This window comes from Massilia mucilaginosa (genome assembly GCF_011682145.1).
In the GTDB taxonomy this organism is placed as follows: domain Bacteria; phylum Pseudomonadota; class Gammaproteobacteria; order Burkholderiales; family Burkholderiaceae_D; genus Telluria_A; species Telluria_A mucilaginosa.
The window spans coordinates 1-17370 of sequence record NZ_WHJH01000003.1 but is presented as its reverse complement, the minus strand read 5'-3'; the positions used below and the strand labels follow the sequence as shown (position 1 = coordinate 17370).

Here is a 17370-nt window from a genome sequence, read left to right as displayed (position 1 = left end):
GCCCTGTCCCGCAACCAATCTGATCAGTTGAGGACAGGGCGAAAGCGGTAAACCACGCCCTGTCCCGCAACTAGCTAGACTTTTAGATTACCTGCGCCGCTTGCACGACACGCGTAACAGTCCAAGCCTTGGTCTTCGAGATCGGGCGACCTTCTTGAATCTCGACCGTATCACCGGTCTTGACCGAGTTGGTTTCGTCATGCGCGTGGTACTTGTTCGAACGCATGATGATCTTGCCGTACAGCGGGTGCTTGACGTGACGCTCGATCAGGACGGTAACAGTCTTGTCCATCTTGTCGGAAACCACTTTACCGACCAAGGTGCGCTTCAGGGCGACTTTAGTAGTTTCGGTCATTTGGCTTCCTTCGAGTTCATGACAGTCTTCACACGCGCGATGTCGCGGCGTACCTTCTTGAGTTGCGAAGTGTTGCTCAGCTGCTGCGTTGCGATTTGCATGCGCATGCCGAACTGTGCCTTCAACAAATCATTCAGCTCTTTCTGAAGAGCTGCCTGGTCTTTGCCGCGGAGTTCTGTTGCTTTCATATACGACTCCTTTTATTGGCCGACTTGGCGGATGACAAACGTCGTCGCCAGTGGCAGTTTGGCGGCGGCCAGACGGAACGCTTCCCGGGCCAGCGTCTCGTCGACGCCGTCCATTTCGTACAGTACCTTGCCTGGCTGAATTTCAGCGACGTAGTACTCCGGGTTACCTTTACCGTTACCCATACGGACTTCAGCTGGCTTGTTCGAAATTGGCTTGTCCGGGAAAATACGGATCCAAATACGACCACCGCGCTTGATGTGACGGGTCATGGCACGACGAGCTGCTTCGATCTGACGTGCTGTGATACGGCCGCGGGCAACTGCCTTCAGACCGAATTCACCGAACGAGACAGCGGTGCCGCGGGTGTGCGAAATGCCGGTGTTACGGCCTTTCTGCTCTTTACGATACTTCCTGCGTGCTGGTTGCAGCATGATTATTCTCCTGCTTTCTCAGCTGGTGCAGCAGCAGCCGCTTCCGGCTTCTTCACTGCGACTGCAGGACGAGCACGGACGACTGGAGCGCCAGTTGGGGTTGAACCTGGACGGCCTGGAGCACCGGCTGGACGCGGACGGCCTGCTGGCTTGCCATCGTCACGGCGCGGACCGCGGCTCTTCTTCTCGTCAGCCGGGGTATCGATGACTGGTGCGTCGCCGTTCGGCGCGCGGTCACCCTTGTATACCCAGACCTTGACGCCGATGATGCCGTAGGTCGTTGCTGCTTCGCTGGTGCCATAGTCGATATCGGCGCGCAGGGTGTGCAGAGGCACGCGGCCTTCGCGGTACCACTCTTTACGTGCGATTTCGATGCCGTTCAGACGGCCCGACGACATGATCTTGATGCCCAGGGCACCCAGACGCATGGCGTTTTGCATGGCGCGCTTCATCGCGCGGCGGAACATGATACGCTTTTCCAGCTGCTGCGAGATCGAGTCCGCGATCAGCTGCGAGTCGATTTCCGGCTTGCGGATTTCTTCGATGTTCACGTGCACAGGAACGCCCATGATCTTGGTCAGTGCCGACTTCAGTACTTCGATGTCTTCGCCTTTTTTACCAATGACCACGCCTGGACGCGAGCTGTAGATCGTGAAGCGCGCGTTCTTGGCAGGACGCTCGATCACGATGCGGCCAACCGAAGCGTTCTTCAGTTTCTTTTTCAGGAACGCACGTGCCTTGAGATCTTCGTTCAGCATTTGGGCAAAGTTACCATTGCCCGCGTACCAACGCGATGCCCAGTTACGGGTTACTGACAGGCGAAAGCCTGTTGGATGAATCTTCTGTCCCATCGTGACCCCTTAGTTGCCGACAGTCACGTAGATGTGACAGGATTGTTTTGAGATGCGATCACCCCGGCCTTTAGCGCGTGCAGTGAAGCGCTTCAGGATAGGACCCTTTTCAACGTAGATCTGGACGACCTTCAGCTCGTCGATGTCAGCGCCATCATTGTGCTCGGCGTTCGCAATGGCGGACTCCAGAACCTTCTTGATGATCGTTGCACCTTTTTTCGGGCTGAACTGCAAGATGTTGAGTGCTGCGTCAACTTTCTTGCCACGGATCAGATCGGCAACCAGACGACCTTTTTGGTCGGACAGGCGCACACCTTTGAGGATAGCTTTGGTTTCCATTATTTCTTCGCCTTCTTGTCAGCGGCATGGCCCTTGAACGTACGGGTCAGTGCGAATTCGCCGAGCTTGTGACCAACCATGTTCTCGGAGATGTATACCGGCACGTGGAGCTTGCCGTTATGCACTGCGATCGTCAGGCCGATGAAGTCTGGCGAGATCGTCGAACGGCGCGACCAGGTTTTGACTGGCTTTTTGTCTTTGTTCGCTTGCGCGGTTTCGACTTTTTTCACCAGGTGGGCGTCGATAAACGGCCCTTTTTTCAATGAACGTGTCATGTCTTATCCTTATTTCTTGCCGCGGCGCGAGACGATCATCGAAGTCGTACGCTTGTTACGGCGCGTCTTCTTACCCTTCGTCTGTTGGCCCCAAGGCGACACTGGATGACGACCAGCTGCGGTTTTACCTTCACCACCACCGTGCGGGTGATCGACCGGGTTCATGACCACACCGCGAACGGTAGGACGAACACCGCGCCAGCGCATCGCGCCAGCTTTACCGATCTTGCGCAGGCTGTGCTCGGCATTACCGACTTCGCCAACCGTTGCACGGCATTCGATGTGCACGCGGCGTACTTCACCCGAGCGCAGACGCACTTGAGCGTAGGTACCTTCACGCGCCATCAGAACCACACCAGCGCCGGCGGTACGTGCCATCTGGGCACCTTTACCTGGCAGCATCTCGACGCAATGCATCACGGTGCCGACTGGGATGTTACGGATAGGCAGGCAGTTGCCCGACTTGATAGGCGCTTCCGAACCGTTCATCACCGAATCGCCAACGGACATGCCCTTGGTAGCGATGATGTACTGGCGCTCACCGTCTGCATAGCACAGCAGGGCGATGTTCGCGGTACGGTTTGGATCGTATTCGATACGCTCGACCTTTGCCGGAATACCATCCTTCTGACGCTTGAAGTCGATCAGGCGATAGTGCTGCTTATGACCACCGCCGATGTGGCGGGTGGTGATGTGGCCGTTGTTGTTACGGCCGGCAGTTTTCGATTTCTTTTCAACCAGGGCTGCGAACGGACGACCTTTGTACAGGTCCGGGTTCACAACCTTCACCATGCCGCGACGGCCTGGCGAGGTTGGTTTCATCTTTACGAGTGCCATTATTTAGCCTCCTCGGAGAAGTTGATTTCCTGGCCAGGCTTCAGGCACACGAAAGCACGCTTGGTATGGTTGCGACGGCCATTGAAACGGCCCGAACGCTTTTGCTTACCTTGGCGATTGGCTGTCTGCACCGACAGCACTTCAACCTTGAACAACAGTTCAACGGCTGCCTTGATTTCAGGCTTGGTCGCATCCGGCAATACGCGGAACACGATCTGCTCGTTCTTTTCCGCGACCATGGTGGCCTTCTCGGAAATGACCGGCGCCTGGAGCACCTTCATCAGGCGCTCTTCGGAAAATTTGATTACGCCGCTCATGCGAACATCTCCTCGATCTTGGCCAGTGCCGCTTTGGTGACCACGATTTTTTTGTAGAACACCAGCGACATCGGATCGGCCTGATGCGGCTCAACGACGAGCACGTTCGGCAGATTGCGCGATGCCAGCAACAGGTTCTGGTTATCCGCGAGGTTGTCAGCGATGATCAGGACCGATTCCAGACCCATGCCCTGCAGCTTTTGCGACAGCAGCTTGGTTTTAGGAGCATCGATGTTCATGCCTTCAACCACAACCAGGCGCTCTTCGCGGGCCAGTTGCGACAGGATCGAGCAGATACCTGCGCGATACATCTTCTTGTTCACTTTGTGGGTGAAGTTTTCGTCAGGCGAGTTCGGGAAAATCCGACCGCCGCCGCGCCACAGTGGCGAGGACGACATACCAGCACGCGCGCGGCCGGTACCTTTTTGGCGCCATGGCTTCTTGGTCGTGTGGTGAACTTCTTCACGATCTTTCTGCTTGCGGTTACCGCCACGTGCGTTGGCAGCGTAGGCGACGACGATCTGGTGGATCAGCGCTTCGTTGTAGTCACGACCGAAAACGGTATCGGCTGCGGCGACGTTCGAACCTGCTTGACCTTGCTCATTCAGAAGCTTGAGTTCCATAATTAAGCTCCCTTCTGAACTTTGGATTTAATAGCTGGCGAAACGATCACCTGGCCATTTTTCGCACCTGGTACGGCGCCTTTGACCAGCAACAGCTGACGGTCGGCATCGATACGGGCGATTTCGAGATTCTGTACGGTACGATTCACGTCACCGAGGTGACCGGTCATGCGCTTACCAGGGAAAACACGACCTGGATCCTGCGCCATACCGATGGAACCTGGAACGTTGTGCGAACGCGAGTTACCGTGCGTTGCGCGACCGGAAGCGAAGTGGTAACGCTTGATGACGCCGGCGTAACCCTTACCGATCGTAACGCCCTGGACGTCGATCTTCTGACCGACTTCGAACAGGGAAGCGGCAACAACATCGCCAGCTTTCAGTTCGGCTGCTTTACCAGCGTCGACGCGGAATTCGCGCAACATGGTGCCAGCTTCGACGCCGGCTTTAGCGTGGTGACCCGCAACAGCTTTGGTCACGCGGGAAGCGCGACGTTGACCGAATGCGACCTGGACAGCGGAATAACCATCTGTTTCAGGGGTTTTGATTTGTGCGACACGGTTGTTCGACACGTCCAGAACGGTGACAGGGATCGAGTCCCCTTCATCCGTAAAGATGCGCATCATTCCAACCTTGCGACCGAGAAGGCCTAGGCTCATTTTTTCTCCATTCCCACCTGCGATTGGGCGGGGCTGACTGTTTAACTACCAAGTAAAGGACAGATTCAAAAACACACGAATCCATACCGAAGCCGGCTAGGATAGCACGCAAAAAGGCTTGACGCAACAACTTAGTTGGAGGTATGTCGATGTGTTGTACGCAAGCGAGGACAGGGGAATGCAAGGGGTGTCGACGCAACGTTTTTCTGCGTGTTTTTTCGCGTGCGAAGCGCGCCGAAGCCGATAGCGCCGGCGAGTTGCGCCGATCTTTTAGCCGTCTCCCCCGCCTGCGCGGGGGAGACGGTCTTGCGGTCGGTGGCTCGAAAATGCGTTTGCGTTTGCGTTTGCGTTTGCGTTACTTAGCGCTAGCGCGCCAGCGGCTGTCCGCCCGAGCCCAGGCGCAGGCGGGCCCAGAACTGCGCCAGGCGCTCCCACAGCCCGCGCCGCACCTTGCCGCTGCGCAGGCGCGTCTCGCCCGCCATCGGCACCGCCATTTCCCAGCGCACCGGATAGATATTCACGCGCTTGGTATACCGGCTGAGCAGCGCGGTGGTCTCGACCCCGGCGAAATCGAGGTGGCGGTCCAGCAGGAACACGAACATCGGCTCGACATGCTGCTTCTTGCCGCGCGTGCTCACCTCGACGCAGGACGGCAGGATCACGCCATCGCTCAGGGTGGTGTTGGCCGCCACGATATAGTGCCCGAGAGGGTCGAGCGGCACCGCGTCCAGGCTGGTCGGGCGCACGAACGACTCGCCATTGCCCAGGTTGACTTCCTCGTCGATCGCCCATTCCCAGATAGGATAGGCGGCAAAGTCGGCATGCGAGACCTTGCGGATGGAACGGCGGATAGCAAGATCTGGGGTCATGGACTGTTTGGCAACGCATGGAGGTAACCTCGCCAGTTTATGGCCAGCGGTGATTTCTGTCCAGCAACGCCCAGAGCGGCGTGACGCGAAAACCTCAAAAACAAAATTTAGCGCTTGCCTCCCAATCAAGTGCGCCCATATACAGTGCGGCTGGCACGTTGTATATTACGACCGGAAATTGCAACACTGTAATTTTGTTATCGATCGCCAGGATGCTGGCGTGAGAGTGTCCCTCAACCCGTTACAAGGAGTTCTACATGGCAATCAGTTTGCAAAAAGGCGGCAACGTCAACCTGAGCAAGGAAGCTCCGGGACTGACCAAGGTCGTTATCGGCCTCGGCTGGGACCCGCGCGCGACCGACGGCAGCGCGTTCGACCTCGACGGCAGCGCTTTCATGCTCAAGGCTGACGGTAAAGTTCGCGCCGATGCGGATTTCATTTTTTACAACAACCTCAAGTCGAGCGATGGTTCGGTGGTGCACGCCGGTGACAACACCTCGGGCGCCGGCGAAGGCGACGACGAGAAGGTCAATGTCGACCTGAGCGCGGTACCGGCCGACATCGACAAGATCTCGTTCTGCGTGACCATTCACGAAGCCGAAGCGCGCAAGCAGAACTTCGGCATGGTCGGCAAGGCCTACATCCGCTGCCTGAACGCCGACGGCGACAAGGAACTGGCGCGTTACGACCTGTCCGAGGACGGCTCGACCGAAACGGCCATGATCTTCGGCGAGCTCTATCGCGCCGGCGCCGAGTGGAAGTTCAAGGCGATCGGCCAGGGCTTCGCTGGCGGCCTGGGGCCTCTGGCCAAGTCGTTCGGCGTCGACGCGTAAAGCCAGACCCGCACGACCCGCAGGTTTGCGCCCGCAAGGATCGCAGCTTCAGAGCGGCGCCTTGCGGGCGTTGTGACGTGTGGAGGGGGCGTATGTATGTGCAAGCATATTTGCGCCCCCACCCCGTCGTCTCTGACATTGCCAGACCCGTCGTTCCCGCCTGCGCGGGAACGACGGTGTTCATGGCGTCGATAAAAACCTCGGCGCCTTAACCCGGCTCATCCTTTTAGCCCATAACGGACACCATGGAAAACTTATCACGCGGGCAGCGCTTGCCACTGGCCGGCATCGCCCCCAACGGCCGCATCGAGATCGGCCTCTCCGCCAGCGGCCTGCGCCTCGACTTCGCCTGCTTCGGCCTCGGCGCCGACGGCAAGCTGCTCGATGAGTCGTACATGACCTTCTTCAACCAGCCGCGCACGCCCTGCGGCGGCGCCGAGCTGGCCAGCATCCCCGGCGACCTGAGCGGTTTTTCCATCGATACGGGCCGGCTGCCGGCCAATATCGACCAGCTGGCCATCACCGCCAGCGTGGACGGCGACGGCACCCTGTCGCAATTGAGCAGCGGCTACCTGCGCCTGCTCGCCGGCGGCGCGGAACAAGCCCGCTTCGCCTTTTCCGGAAAGGATTTTGCCCAGGAACGCGCCATCATGCTGGGCAAGCTGTACCGCAAAGACGGCCAGTGGCGCTTCATGGCGGTCGGCCAGGGCTTCAACGGCGGCCTCGACGCGCTGGTGGCGCACTTCGGCGGCGCCGTCGCCGCCCCGGCTCCGGCAGCCGCGCCCGCCCCTGCCCCGGGCCGCATCTCGCTCGAAAAGCGCATCGCCAGCAGCGCGCCGCACCTGGTCAGCCTGGTCAAGCACGCCACCGTCTCGCTGGAAAAAGCCGGCCTGGCCGACCACCGCGCCAAGGTCGCGCTGGTGCTCGATATTTCCGCCTCCATGGGGACGCTCTACCGCAAGGGCCTGGTGCAGCAGTTCGCCGACCGCGTGCTGGCCCTGGGCTGCAAGTTCGACGACGATGGCGAAATCGACGTGTTCCTGTTCGGAACCGGCATCCACCAGCCGGCGCCCATGAACCTCGGCAATGCCCTGACCTATGTCCGCGACGTGGTCCAGGCCCATCCGCTCGAAGGCGGCACCAACTACGGCAAGGCGATGGAAGCGGTGCGCCGTTTCTATTTCCCGGACGCCAACGGCGGCGAACGCCACAGCAAGGTGTCGGCGCAGTTGCCGGTGTACGTCATGTTCGTCACCGACGGCTCCACCTCCGACGAAGCGCTGACCGAAAAACAGCTGCGCTGGGCCAGCCAGGAACCGATCTTCTGGCAATTCATGGGGATCGGCCGGGGCAGGAAGTCGAAAAAGCGCTTTTTCCACGTCGGGCCCACCGACTTCCCCTTCCTCGAAAAACTCGACGAACTGTCCGGCCGCCTGATCGACAACGCCGACTTCTTTTCGGTCGAATCGCCCGACGAACATTCGGATTCCGAGTTGTACGACTTGCTCATGGCAGAATACCCAGGCTGGATCAAACTGGCAAAACAACACAGCCTGCTCGCCTAGCACGACAGCAACAATAACAACAATTCCGATTCAATAAGAAAGCAACTCATGCGTGTCTGGTTCAACAGGACGTTTTCGTCCGTGTACGCGGCGATTGGCCTCATCCGTGAAGCCGATCTGGAAGGCCGTTTCCACCTCATCTACAGCAATGCCAATCCGCACGCCCTGGCCGGGCGCGTGGCGCACGACTTCTTCGTCGAGCCGACCGGCCTCGACAACGAGCAATACATCGACTGGTGCCTGGCATTTTGCCGCGAGCAGCGGGTGGACATCTTCATCCCCGGCCGCCTGTCGACCGAACTGGCCAGCGCCCACGCGCGCTTTGAAGCGCAGGGCACGCGCGTGCTCAGCGCCGCCACCCAGGAACAGCTCGAACTGATCCACGACAAGGCGCGTTTCTACGCCACCACCAACTTGCCCGGCGCCCCGGTGGCCGAATTCCGCGTGTTCGAAAACATCGCCCAGTTCGACGCCGGCTATGCCGAACTGCGCGCCCGCTATCCGAAGCTGTGCGTCAAGCCCTCGCGCTCGGTGTACGGCCTCGGTTTCGCCATCCTCGACGAAGAGCGCAGCAGCGCCGCCCTGCTGCTGGCCGGCGCCGAATATCACATCGGCTACGAAGACATGCGGCGCGGCCTGGCCGAGCTGGGCGAGTTCCGCACCATGCTGCTGATGGCCTACCTGGACGGCCATGAATACAGCGTCGACTGCGTGGGCGACAAGGGCCGCCTGGTGACCGCCGTGGCGCGCAAGAAGCCGATGACGGCCGGGCGCGGCCAGCTGATCGACATGCGCGCCGACATCCTCGAAGCGACCGCCGAACTGACCCGCATCCATGGCCTGAACGGCGCCTTCAACGTCCAGTTCCGCGAAGGCGACGGCAAGCTGCACCTGCTCGAAATCAATCCGCGCATGTCGGGCGGCATCGGCATGGCCTGCGTGGCCGGCCCCAACCTGCCGTATATCGCCCTGAAGGGCTTTGCCGACGGTTTCGACAAGGTAGTAGTGGCGCCGGTGCGCGACGGCATCCGCGTGGCCGAACTGAGCTCCCCGGCCGAGCTGCACTCGGTGGACCTGCTGTGAGCATGATGCAAGAGCCCGAACGCCACCGCCTGAGCCTGCCCACCGGCGAGCTCGAACTCGACATCCACGACAGCGCCTTTGCCCTGGATGAGGTGATGGGTTTTGCCGCGCGCGCCAACGCCAAGCGCGGCTTCCTGTTCCTGAGCAAAGTGCTGGGCAAGCACTGGCCGGTCACGCCAAGCATGATGCGCACCGTGCACCAGAGCCTGGCCGACACCGTGCCCGAACTGCCCGGCCCGGTGGTCTTCATCGCCATGGCCGAAACCGCCATCGGCCTGGGCCAGGGCGTGTTCGAAGCCTGGCTGGCGGCCCATCCCGGCCGCCAAGGCTTGTTCCTGCACACCTCGCGCTACCGGGTCGGCGACGCCCCCATCATCGAATTCGAGGAAGCGCACAGCCACGCCCCGCGCCAGTTCCTGCACATGCCGCCGGACGCGCACACGCGCGAACTGCTGCTCAGTGCCAAGGCCCTGGTCCTGGTCGACGATGAAGCGAGCACCGGCAACACCTTCCTGAACCTGAGCGACGCCTGCCGCAAGCTCAATCCCGGCATCGCCCACGTGCACCTGGCGACGATTACCAACTTCATGGGCGCGGCCGCCACGCAAGCCCTGTCGGCGCGCTTCGGCCTGCCGGTGACGATGGGCGCGCCGGTCAGCGGCGAGTACCGCTTCACACCCGGCCAGCTGGCCAGCGCCAGCGCCCCGGCGCAATTGTTCGACCCCTGCGCCGACCGTGGCGCCAGCGGCGACTTCGGCCGCTACGGCCTGCACCGCGCGCTCACCGTGCCGGCCGGCCTGGCCGAACGGATCGCAAGCGATGTCAAGCCGGGCGAAACGGTGCTGGTGCTCGGCACCGGCGAATTCATGCACCCGTCCTACCTGCTCGGCGCCGCCCTGGAACAGCTGGGCGTGGACGTTGTTGTGCAATCGACCACGCGCTCGCCGATCCTGACCTGGGGCGCGGTCGGGGCCGCGCTCACGTTCCCGGACAATTACGGCGAAGGCGTGGCCAATTTCCTGTATAACGTCACCCCCGGCCAGTACCGGCACGTAGTCATTTGCCACGAAACCGCCCCCACCGAGGCGCTGCGGGGCCTTGCGGACACGCTCAGCGCGCGTCTTTTCCACTTTAAGACCGAGACCCATATTGAAGAAGTTTGAGAAATTCCTGTTCGCCGACCTGGACGACACCCTGTTCCAGTCGCTGGAAAAGTGCGAGGGCCGCGGTACGCCGATCGAAGCGGCCGCCTTCCTCAAGGATGGCAGCCCGATCTCGTACACCACGCCGGGCCAGCGCGCCTTCCTGGCCTTCGCCCAGGATGGCATGACGATGATCCCCACCACGGCGCGCAACGTCAATGCGTTCCAGCGCGTGGGCATCGACTTCCACAGCTACGCCGTGCTCGACTACGGCGGGATCGTCCTGCTGCCGGACGGCTCGGTCGACCAGGAATGGCTGGAACACATGCGCAGCGCCATGCAGGCCGCCCTGCCCGGCCTGCAAGAACTGGCCGGCTTGATCGACGCCTGGGCCGAGCGCACCGGTTTCGGCAACCGCGCCCGCCTGATCGAGGATTTCGAGACGCCCTTCTATCTGGTGGTCAAGGACCCGCAAAAAATCGCGGCCAACCTGGAACCGATCGAACGCGAGGTGGTCCAGCCGTGGATCGATGCCGGCAATCGCGACTACTTCATCCATCGCAACGGCAACAACCTGGCGATTTTGCCGAAAGCGCTGAACAAGGCGCATGCGGTGGCGCACGTGAGCGCGCGCCTGCGCGCCGAACATGGCGATATCCTCACCTTCGGCATGGGCGACAGCAAGTCCGACGCGCGCTTCATGGCCGCCTGCGACTACGCCATCACGCCGAGCCATACCCAGCTCGCCGGCCTGACCCTGGAGACCCTATGAATTTTTCTGGCAGTTACCGTTCGGAAGACGTCAGCTTCCTGCTCAAGCCGCTGGCGATGCAGGACTTCGTCGATGTCCCGGAAAAAGAATTCCTGATCCAGTCAGGCCAGCGCCACTACAGCGAAATGCTCTCGCCCGAATCCTTGCCGTCGGAACGCTACCTGGCGGTGTTTCGCGAAGCCTGCGCCGGCAACACGGCGCGCATGGCGCGCGACTGCCTGACCCTGGCCGGGCTGATCGCCCAGCGCCGTAGCGGGCCGGTCACCCTGGTCTCGCTGGCGCGCGCCGGCACCCCGGTCGGCGTGGTCTTGAACAGCCTGCTGCCCAAGGTGTTCGGGCGCGCCAGCACCCACTATTCGGTCTCGATCATCCGCGACCGCGGCATCGACCAGGTTGCGCTCGAACATATCCTGGCGCAGGGCCACGCCCCTGAATCGATCGTCTTCATCGACGGCTGGACCGGCAAGGGCGTGATCTCGCGCGAGTTATCAAGCGCCATCGACGAATTCAACACGCGCCGCGGCAGCGCGATCGACGGCGGCCTGTACGTGCTGTCCGACCTGGCCGGCAGCGCTGCCTGCGCCGCCTCCTGCGACGACTACCTGATTCCGTCGAGCATACTGAACGCCACCGTCTCCGGCCTGATCAGCCGTTCGATCCTGAACGAGGCAATCGGACCCGGGGACTTCCACGGCTGCGTGTACTATCAGCAGTTCGAAGCGCACGACCAGTCGCAAAGTTTCGCCGACGGCCTGGTGGCGGCCGCGCTGGACATCGCCGCCGCCGACGGCACGCCGGACGCCCGGGCGGTCGACCGCGAAGCTGCCGGCGCCGTCTCGCGCGCCTACATGCTGGCCGCGCTCGAACAACATGGCATTACCGACGTCAACATGATCAAGCCCGGCATCGGCGAAGCGACCCGCGTGTTGCTGCGCCGTAGCCCGCGCCTGTTGATCCTGCGCGACGCCGGCGCGCCCGACGTGGCGCATCTGGCCCTGCTGGCGCAGGAAAAAGCAATTCCCGTGATCGTCGACGCTACGTTGCCGTATCACGCCGTTTCATTGATCAGGAGTGCATTGGATGGTTAAGTCGATGGGAGCGTCGCTGTATGTGCCGGCGAATCACAAATACCTGATGGACGTGGCGAATGGCGAGCGCATGGGGCACGTGCGCTCGCTGATTTTCTGCACCGAGGACGCGGTCGCCGATGCCGACCTGAGCTGGGCGCTGTTCAATTTGTCGGTGGTGCTGGCCAATATGCGCAGCGACGGCATGGCCGAGCGCTTCGTGCGCGTGCGCAATCCGGAAGTGATGGCGCGCGTGCTGGCCATGCCGGGCGCCGACAAGCTGACCGGCTTCGTGATCCCGAAAGCGACGCGCACCAACTTCGATGCCTACTTCAAGCAGATCCGCAACACCGACCATATGCTGATGCCGACCCTGGAAACGGCCGAAGTGTTCAACGACTGGGAAATGCGGCAATTTCGCAAGATGCTCGAAGCGCCCGGCGTGCGTCACCGCATCCTGGCGCTGCGCATCGGCGGCAACGACCTGCTGGCGCTCCTGGGCCTGCGCCGTCCGCGCACCATGACCTTGTACCGCACCCCGCTGGGGCCGGTCATGGCGCGCCTGGTGACCACCTTCCGCCCGTACGGCTTCGTGCTCACCGCGCCGGTGTTCGAACACCTCGACCTGCCCGAACTGCTGGACCAGGAAGTCATGGAAGACCTGGCGCACGGCATGGTCGGCAAGACCGCCATCCACCCGAGCCAGATCACCCTGATCGAGCAGCATTACCGGGTCAAGCCGAATGACCTGGAGGCCGCCCGCGCGATCCTCGATGTCGATGCGCCGGCCGTGTTCAAGATGCATGATTCGATGTGCGAAGTGGCCACCCACCGCGCTTGGGCCGAACGCACCATCGAACAATCGAAAGTATTTGGCGCTCATCACGACCTCCCACCGATGAGCCCGGCAATCCCACGGGAACTCTGACCATCACTTGAGTGAAAAGGACCACAACGTGACAAATTTTTCGCGCGGACAAAAAGGCAAGCTGGCCGACATGGGCCTCTCCGCCCCCTTCACCGTCATGGTCGACATCGACACGGCCGGGCTGGTGGTCGACATCTCCTGCTTCGGCCTGGACGGCAGCGACAAGCTCTCGGACGATCGCTACATGGTGTACTACAACCAGCTGGCCACCCCCGCCAATGAAATCAAGATGACCCTGGCCGGGCGCGCCGCCAGCTTCGCCGTCAACCTGGACGCCTTGCCGGCCTCGATCGCCAAGCTGGTGTTCGTGGCCGCCATCGACGGCAACGGCACCATGCGCAGCGTGGGCGCGAGCAGCATCAAGCTCGGCGAGGCCGTGCAGTTCCCCTGGTCGGGCGCCGACTTCCAGGATGAAAAAGCCGTCATCGTCGGCGAAATCTATCGTAAAGACGGCATCTGGCGCTTCGGCGCCGTCGGCCAGGGCTTCAACGGCGGACTGTCGTCCCTGCTCAAGCACTTTGGCGGGACCGAGGCGGCGCCAGCGTCGGCGCCAACGCCGCCGCCAGCGGCGCCGACTCCGCCACCACCGCCGCCGCCACCCGCGCCGGCGCCACAAAAACCGGTGTCGCTGTCGAAAGTCACGCTCGACAAGCGCGGCGACAAGGTCTCGCTCGACAAGCGCGGCGGCAGCCAGGGTTTCGGCCGCATCCACGTCAACCTGAACTGGAACCGTGGCGCTGCCGCCGGGGCCGCGCCGAAGCAGGGCTTTTTCGCGCGCCTGACCGGCGGCGGCGGCAACAAGGGCATCGACCTCGACCTGGGCTGCATGTACGAACTGGCCGACGGCCGTCCGGGCCTGGTGCAGGCGCTGGGCAACGCCTGGGGCGACTTCGACCGTCCGCCGTACATGCGCCTGGCGGCCGACGACCGCACCGGGCAATCGAGCGACGGTGAAAACCTGACCATCAACGGCGACCACTTCAACGACATGAAGCGCGCCCTGATCTTCGCCTTCATCTACGACGGCGCGCCGAACTGGGCCGCCACCGACGGCGTGGTGACCATCAACATGCCCGACCAGGCGCCGATCGAAGTACGGCTCGACCAGGGCGGCAACCAGATGATGTGCGCCATCGCCATGATCGAAAACCGGGGCGGCAGCATGCAGGTGACCAAGCTGGCCGAGTACTTCTCGCAGGTCGGCCGCGAAAGCGCGCACGAACTGATGGACCGCCGCTTCGGCTTCGGCCTGCGCTGGACCACCGGCTCGAAAGACTAAGCGTCGATGCCGCCGGACCCGCGCAATGCGGGCCCGGCGGCGCGCAGGCTCGCAGGTCAGGACACCACCGTGACCGGCTCCGCGTCGGCCTTGCCGACCTGGTACCAGTCCACCTTGCGGGTGGCCACCATGATCGCGCCGAGCACCGCGAACAGCAGGATACTTCCCAGCACCAGCGCATTATTCTCCGACACCAGCAAGCCATACAGCGCACCGTAGAGCACGGTCAGCGCCACGCCGAAGCCCAGTCCGCGCTGCCAGTTGCGCAGCACGAAACTCAGATAGAAACCCAGCAGCAAGATGCACGCCGTGCTGGCGATGGCATACGCGATGACGAACTGGATATGTTCCGACAGGCCCACCAGCAGCAGGAAGAACAGCACCAGCGCCATCCCGACCAGCAGATATTGCACCGGGTGGATCGGCAGGCGCTTGAGGATTTCGAAGATGAAGAAAGCGGCAAAGGTCAGCGCCACGAACAGCAAGCCATACTTGGTGGCGCGCTCGGCCAGCGAATACACATTCACCGGTTCGATGAAGGCCACGCTGAAGCGGTCCACCTGCACCGCCGCGCGGGCCGCGGCGACTTGCCCGGCCGGCACGGCATCGGCGTTGGCCGCCCCGTTTTGCAGGGCGAGCAACTGCTGCTGGGCGGCAGTCGACAAGGACGAGATCGCCCAATTGGCCTTGAAGCCATCATCGTTGATGACGCGGTCCTTGGTCGACGGCAAGAAGTTACCGGCGAACTGAGGATGCGGCCACTTCGACGTCAGGCTGATCTGGTTGTTGCGTCCGACCGGCGAAAAATGCTGGCGTTCGATGCCGTCCAGGCCGAGGTTGAACGCGAAGGGAACGCGCGCGCTCTGTTCGAGGTCCATGGCCGGCAGGTCGGCATGCAGGCCGCTGCCGAGGGCGATGGAACCGGTGCCCTGCTGGAATTCGATCGACTGCTTGCCCCAGGCGATGGTGGGGATATTCCGAATCCCGCGCACATCTTCGATACCGACGGCGATGCTGACCTGGCCGAGCGTGATGCGCGAGAGCGAGTTAGCGCGTGGCAGCGCCGATTTCAGCGGCAGGTCGAAGTCGCCGGTCAGCTTGTGCTGGCCGCTGTAGAACAGCACCCGGTGAATGCCGCGATAGCGGTAATCGGTATCGAACTTGCCCTCGACGTTGAGCTGGTTCGGGAACACCAGGTGCACGCGGCTGACCGAGCGTTTCACGGTTTCCGATTTGGTGGCATCGGTGGCGGCGGGAACCGTGACATCGAACTCGTCGGTGTAGGGAATGACCATGACCGGGCCGACGATCGACTGTTCGCGCACCGAATCGGCGGCGATGCTGGCGACCGCCTCGGCGCGGAAGTCGCTGCGTTCGCGGATGGTGCTCTGGATCATCGCCAAAGGCAGGCAGATCAGCACAGTGAGCGCCAGGATGGCGAGTATCTTGTACAACAGTGTTTTTTGCATGGAAGCTCCCGATTGGTGATGGCGCCAGTGTAGGGAGCGTGTATGCGTTCAATATGCGCTGCGTGTGAAGTGGCGTGCGAATCGCGTCGTTCGGTTTAGCGGCGATCCTTGCGCGACGCTCAAGACGTTGGGGGCATGGCGTTCACGGCACTCTGCATCTGGCCGAACAAGCCACCGACCGACGACGCCAGGTAATCGTCGTAGCCGGCGACGCTCAGCGTCCTGGCGATCGTCGACGAATCGATGAAGCGCATCAACTGAGCCTTGAATGCCTCGCTCTTGACGATCTGCGGGATCTGCTCGATTGCGCGCTCCAGCAGCCCGGGGTAGTCCAGCACGCCGTAATCATTGATCTTGGCGACTACCAGCTCCGGAGCGAGCCGGGCGGCACGCGTCGCCATCCAGGCCAGGTTCCAGATGTCCCGGTGGCGGATCCTGGCCGAGTCGATCCCGACCGGTCGCCGGCTTGTTGCTGACCACGACTGTCAATCCGAAGCGCGCACCGATGCGCTTCTCAACGCACTCCATGATCTTCTGCATGCTCGCGGCGTTGAAGTTCACGCCCCCGGCGAAGTCGAGGTCCTCACTGAAACGATCCGACCCGCGGCACAGTCGCAGTGAGGTGCCTCCCTGGAACACCAGATCGTTGAGAAGGCCCTCGGCGTCGAGTGCCTGGAAGATTTCGTAGTGCAGCAGTTCCTTCTCTACCACCGGCCTCATGGCCGACAGTCCCGGGTTGGCCATGACCAAGTTGACCAGCTCGCCGAAATCCTTCCTGTCGATGCTCATGCGCCTTCTCCTTGCGACTCGTCTTCAAGCGCGTTGTGATCGATCATGTTGGCGTTACGCCCGACGCGCAAGAGGTCGCGGATGGCTGCTTGCCTGGTGGCAATTCGAAGTGGCCGGCTCTTGACCAGAATTGTGCGTTCGATGATTTGCGCGACGCCACGTTTGGTATGGGTGAACTCGATCGTAGCAAAAGGGGTATCGACCACGCCGCTCTTGCCGGTTGTCATCACGGTCATGCGGCTGATCGGAATTTGCGAGATGACCCCGTACTCGGACAGGACCGACTCCAGGCTGACATACGAGAGGCAGCCTGGGCGCAGCGCCTTGGCGATCTCCTCGGCGACCCAGCGATTCTTGCTCGTCGCGGCCGGGTTCAGGTAGAGCCCCTTGGCGACGCGCTGCAGCAAGCCGTCGGCGACCATCCGCTGCAAGGATTTCTCCATCGCCTTCTCGCCCTCTTCTGGAAACAACTTCTCGATGTCGCGTCGGGCCATGACATACACGCCGCGTCGATCAAGCTCCGATAGCTTGCGGATCAGTTCTATCTTTTTCATTAAGTACCCTCTAACCCTAATGCCGTTAAGTTAAGCTCTTGACTGTCGCTTCTTGTAAACAAATCCCAGAAGTGTTAACTTCTGGAACTATGTTCTCAGATGCCCTTTCTCTTGCCATTGACCTCCCACGATCCCCTCCAGACT

Annotated in this window: 23 protein-coding genes; 8 read left to right on the top strand and 15 right to left on the bottom strand. The window is 61.8% G+C overall.

Going from position 1 to position 17370, the window contains the following annotated elements; translation table 11 throughout:
- Positions 1-82: 82 nt before the first annotated feature.
- The 11 genes from rpsQ to F2P45_RS03945 all read right to left on the bottom strand — a co-directional run bounded on the left by rpsQ (position 83) and on the right by F2P45_RS03945 (position 5745).
- Positions 83-355 carry a 30S ribosomal protein S17 gene (gene rpsQ, locus F2P45_RS03995; RefSeq protein ID WP_054265829.1) on the bottom strand — a complete coding sequence of 91 codons (273 nt, stop codon included), beginning with the start codon at positions 353-355 and terminating at the stop codon, positions 83-85.
- Positions 352-543 (bottom strand): 50S ribosomal protein L29, encoded by a 192-nt coding sequence (gene rpmC, locus F2P45_RS03990; protein WP_054265828.1) that lies wholly within the window; start codon positions 541-543, stop codon positions 352-354. The genes rpsQ and rpmC overlap by 4 nt, the downstream gene beginning before the upstream one ends.
- Before the next feature lie 12 nt (positions 544-555).
- On the bottom strand, positions 556-975 hold the full coding sequence (rplP, locus tag F2P45_RS03985; protein WP_054265827.1) for a 50S ribosomal protein L16: 420 nt from the start codon (positions 973-975) through the stop codon (positions 556-558).
- Positions 976-977: 2 nt separating this feature from the next.
- Positions 978-1826, bottom strand: a complete 849-nt coding sequence (rpsC, locus tag F2P45_RS03980) for a 30S ribosomal protein S3 (RefSeq protein ID WP_054265826.1) — start codon at positions 1824-1826, stop codon at positions 978-980.
- Positions 1827-1835: 9 nt separating this feature from the next.
- Positions 1836-2168: a 50S ribosomal protein L22 gene (gene rplV, locus F2P45_RS03975; RefSeq protein WP_181002795.1), complete on the bottom strand. Its 333-nt coding sequence runs from the start codon at positions 2166-2168 to the stop codon at positions 1836-1838.
- On the bottom strand, positions 2165-2440 hold the full coding sequence (gene rpsS, locus F2P45_RS03970) for a 30S ribosomal protein S19 (RefSeq protein WP_054265824.1): 276 nt from the start codon (positions 2438-2440) through the stop codon (positions 2165-2167). Before rpsS ends, rplV begins: the two co-directional genes overlap by 4 nt.
- Before the next feature lie 9 nt (positions 2441-2449).
- Entirely contained in the window at positions 2450-3277 is an 828-nt protein-coding gene (rplB, locus tag F2P45_RS03965) for a 50S ribosomal protein L2 (RefSeq protein ID WP_054265823.1), read from the bottom strand.
- Positions 3277-3594, bottom strand: a complete 318-nt coding sequence (gene rplW, locus F2P45_RS03960) for a 50S ribosomal protein L23 (RefSeq protein WP_166870762.1) — start codon at positions 3592-3594, stop codon at positions 3277-3279. The genes rplB and rplW overlap by 1 nt, the downstream gene beginning before the upstream one ends.
- Positions 3591-4217 (bottom strand): 50S ribosomal protein L4, encoded by a 627-nt coding sequence (gene rplD, locus F2P45_RS03955; protein ID WP_166870760.1) that lies wholly within the window; start codon positions 4215-4217, stop codon positions 3591-3593. Before rplD ends, rplW begins: the two co-directional genes overlap by 4 nt.
- Positions 4218-4219: 2 nt before the next feature.
- A complete protein-coding gene (rplC, locus tag F2P45_RS03950; protein ID WP_166870758.1) occupies positions 4220-4876 on the bottom strand; it encodes a 50S ribosomal protein L3 in 657 nt (218 codons plus the stop codon).
- A gap of 365 nt (positions 4877-5241) precedes the next feature.
- Positions 5242-5745, bottom strand: coding sequence for a hypothetical protein (locus F2P45_RS03945; RefSeq protein ID WP_166870756.1), 504 nt, complete (start codon positions 5743-5745; stop codon positions 5242-5244).
- 257 nt (positions 5746-6002) lie between these two features.
- Here F2P45_RS03945 and F2P45_RS03940 point away from each other — a divergent pair, with 257 nt between their 5' ends.
- The 8 genes from F2P45_RS03940 (at position 6003) to F2P45_RS03905 (ending at position 14414) form a co-directional block, all read left to right on the top strand.
- On the top strand, positions 6003-6578 hold the full coding sequence (locus tag F2P45_RS03940) for a TerD family protein (RefSeq protein WP_166870754.1): 576 nt from the start codon (positions 6003-6005) through the stop codon (positions 6576-6578).
- Between the two features lie 245 nt (positions 6579-6823).
- Complete coding sequence (locus F2P45_RS03935) at positions 6824-8143, top strand: VWA domain-containing protein (protein ID WP_166870751.1); 1320 nt, start codon at positions 6824-6826, stop codon at positions 8141-8143.
- 48 nt (positions 8144-8191) lie between these two features.
- Positions 8192-9226 (top strand): ATP-grasp domain-containing protein, encoded by a 1035-nt coding sequence (locus F2P45_RS03930; protein ID WP_166870749.1) that lies wholly within the window; start codon positions 8192-8194, stop codon positions 9224-9226.
- Between the two features lie 2 nt (positions 9227-9228).
- Entirely contained in the window at positions 9229-10389 is a 1161-nt protein-coding gene (locus F2P45_RS03925; protein WP_166871150.1) for a phosphoribosyltransferase domain-containing protein, read from the top strand.
- Complete coding sequence (locus tag F2P45_RS03920; protein WP_166870747.1) at positions 10376-11140, top strand: HAD family hydrolase; 765 nt, start codon at positions 10376-10378, stop codon at positions 11138-11140. The genes F2P45_RS03925 and F2P45_RS03920 overlap by 14 nt, the downstream gene beginning before the upstream one ends.
- Complete coding sequence (locus tag F2P45_RS03915; protein ID WP_166870745.1) at positions 11137-12228, top strand: cysteine protease StiP family protein; 1092 nt, start codon at positions 11137-11139, stop codon at positions 12226-12228. Before F2P45_RS03920 ends, F2P45_RS03915 begins: the two co-directional genes overlap by 4 nt.
- Entirely contained in the window at positions 12221-13135 is a 915-nt protein-coding gene (locus F2P45_RS03910) for an HpcH/HpaI aldolase/citrate lyase family protein (RefSeq protein ID WP_166870743.1), read from the top strand. The genes F2P45_RS03915 and F2P45_RS03910 overlap by 8 nt, the downstream gene beginning before the upstream one ends.
- Before the next feature lie 28 nt (positions 13136-13163).
- Positions 13164-14414: a TerD family protein gene (locus F2P45_RS03905; protein ID WP_166870741.1), complete on the top strand. Its 1251-nt coding sequence runs from the start codon at positions 13164-13166 to the stop codon at positions 14412-14414.
- Between the two features lie 56 nt (positions 14415-14470).
- Here the strand turns inward: F2P45_RS03905 and creD are convergent, their stop codons facing one another.
- The 4 genes from creD to abiEi all read right to left on the bottom strand — a co-directional run bounded on the left by creD (position 14471) and on the right by abiEi (position 17226).
- Positions 14471-15883 (bottom strand): cell envelope integrity protein CreD, encoded by a 1413-nt coding sequence (gene creD / locus F2P45_RS03900; RefSeq protein WP_166870739.1) that lies wholly within the window; start codon positions 15881-15883, stop codon positions 14471-14473.
- 119 nt (positions 15884-16002) lie between these two features.
- A complete protein-coding gene (locus F2P45_RS03895) occupies positions 16003-16221 on the bottom strand; it encodes a hypothetical protein (RefSeq protein WP_166870737.1) in 219 nt (72 codons plus the stop codon).
- 7 nt (positions 16222-16228) lie between these two features.
- Positions 16229-16672: a nucleotidyl transferase AbiEii/AbiGii toxin family protein gene (locus F2P45_RS03890; RefSeq protein WP_166870735.1), complete on the bottom strand. Its 444-nt coding sequence runs from the start codon at positions 16670-16672 to the stop codon at positions 16229-16231.
- On the bottom strand, positions 16669-17226 hold the full coding sequence (abiEi, locus tag F2P45_RS03885; protein ID WP_166870733.1) for a type IV toxin-antitoxin system AbiEi family antitoxin: 558 nt from the start codon (positions 17224-17226) through the stop codon (positions 16669-16671). Before abiEi ends, F2P45_RS03890 begins: the two co-directional genes overlap by 4 nt.
- Between the last annotated feature and the right edge of the window lie 144 nt (positions 17227-17370).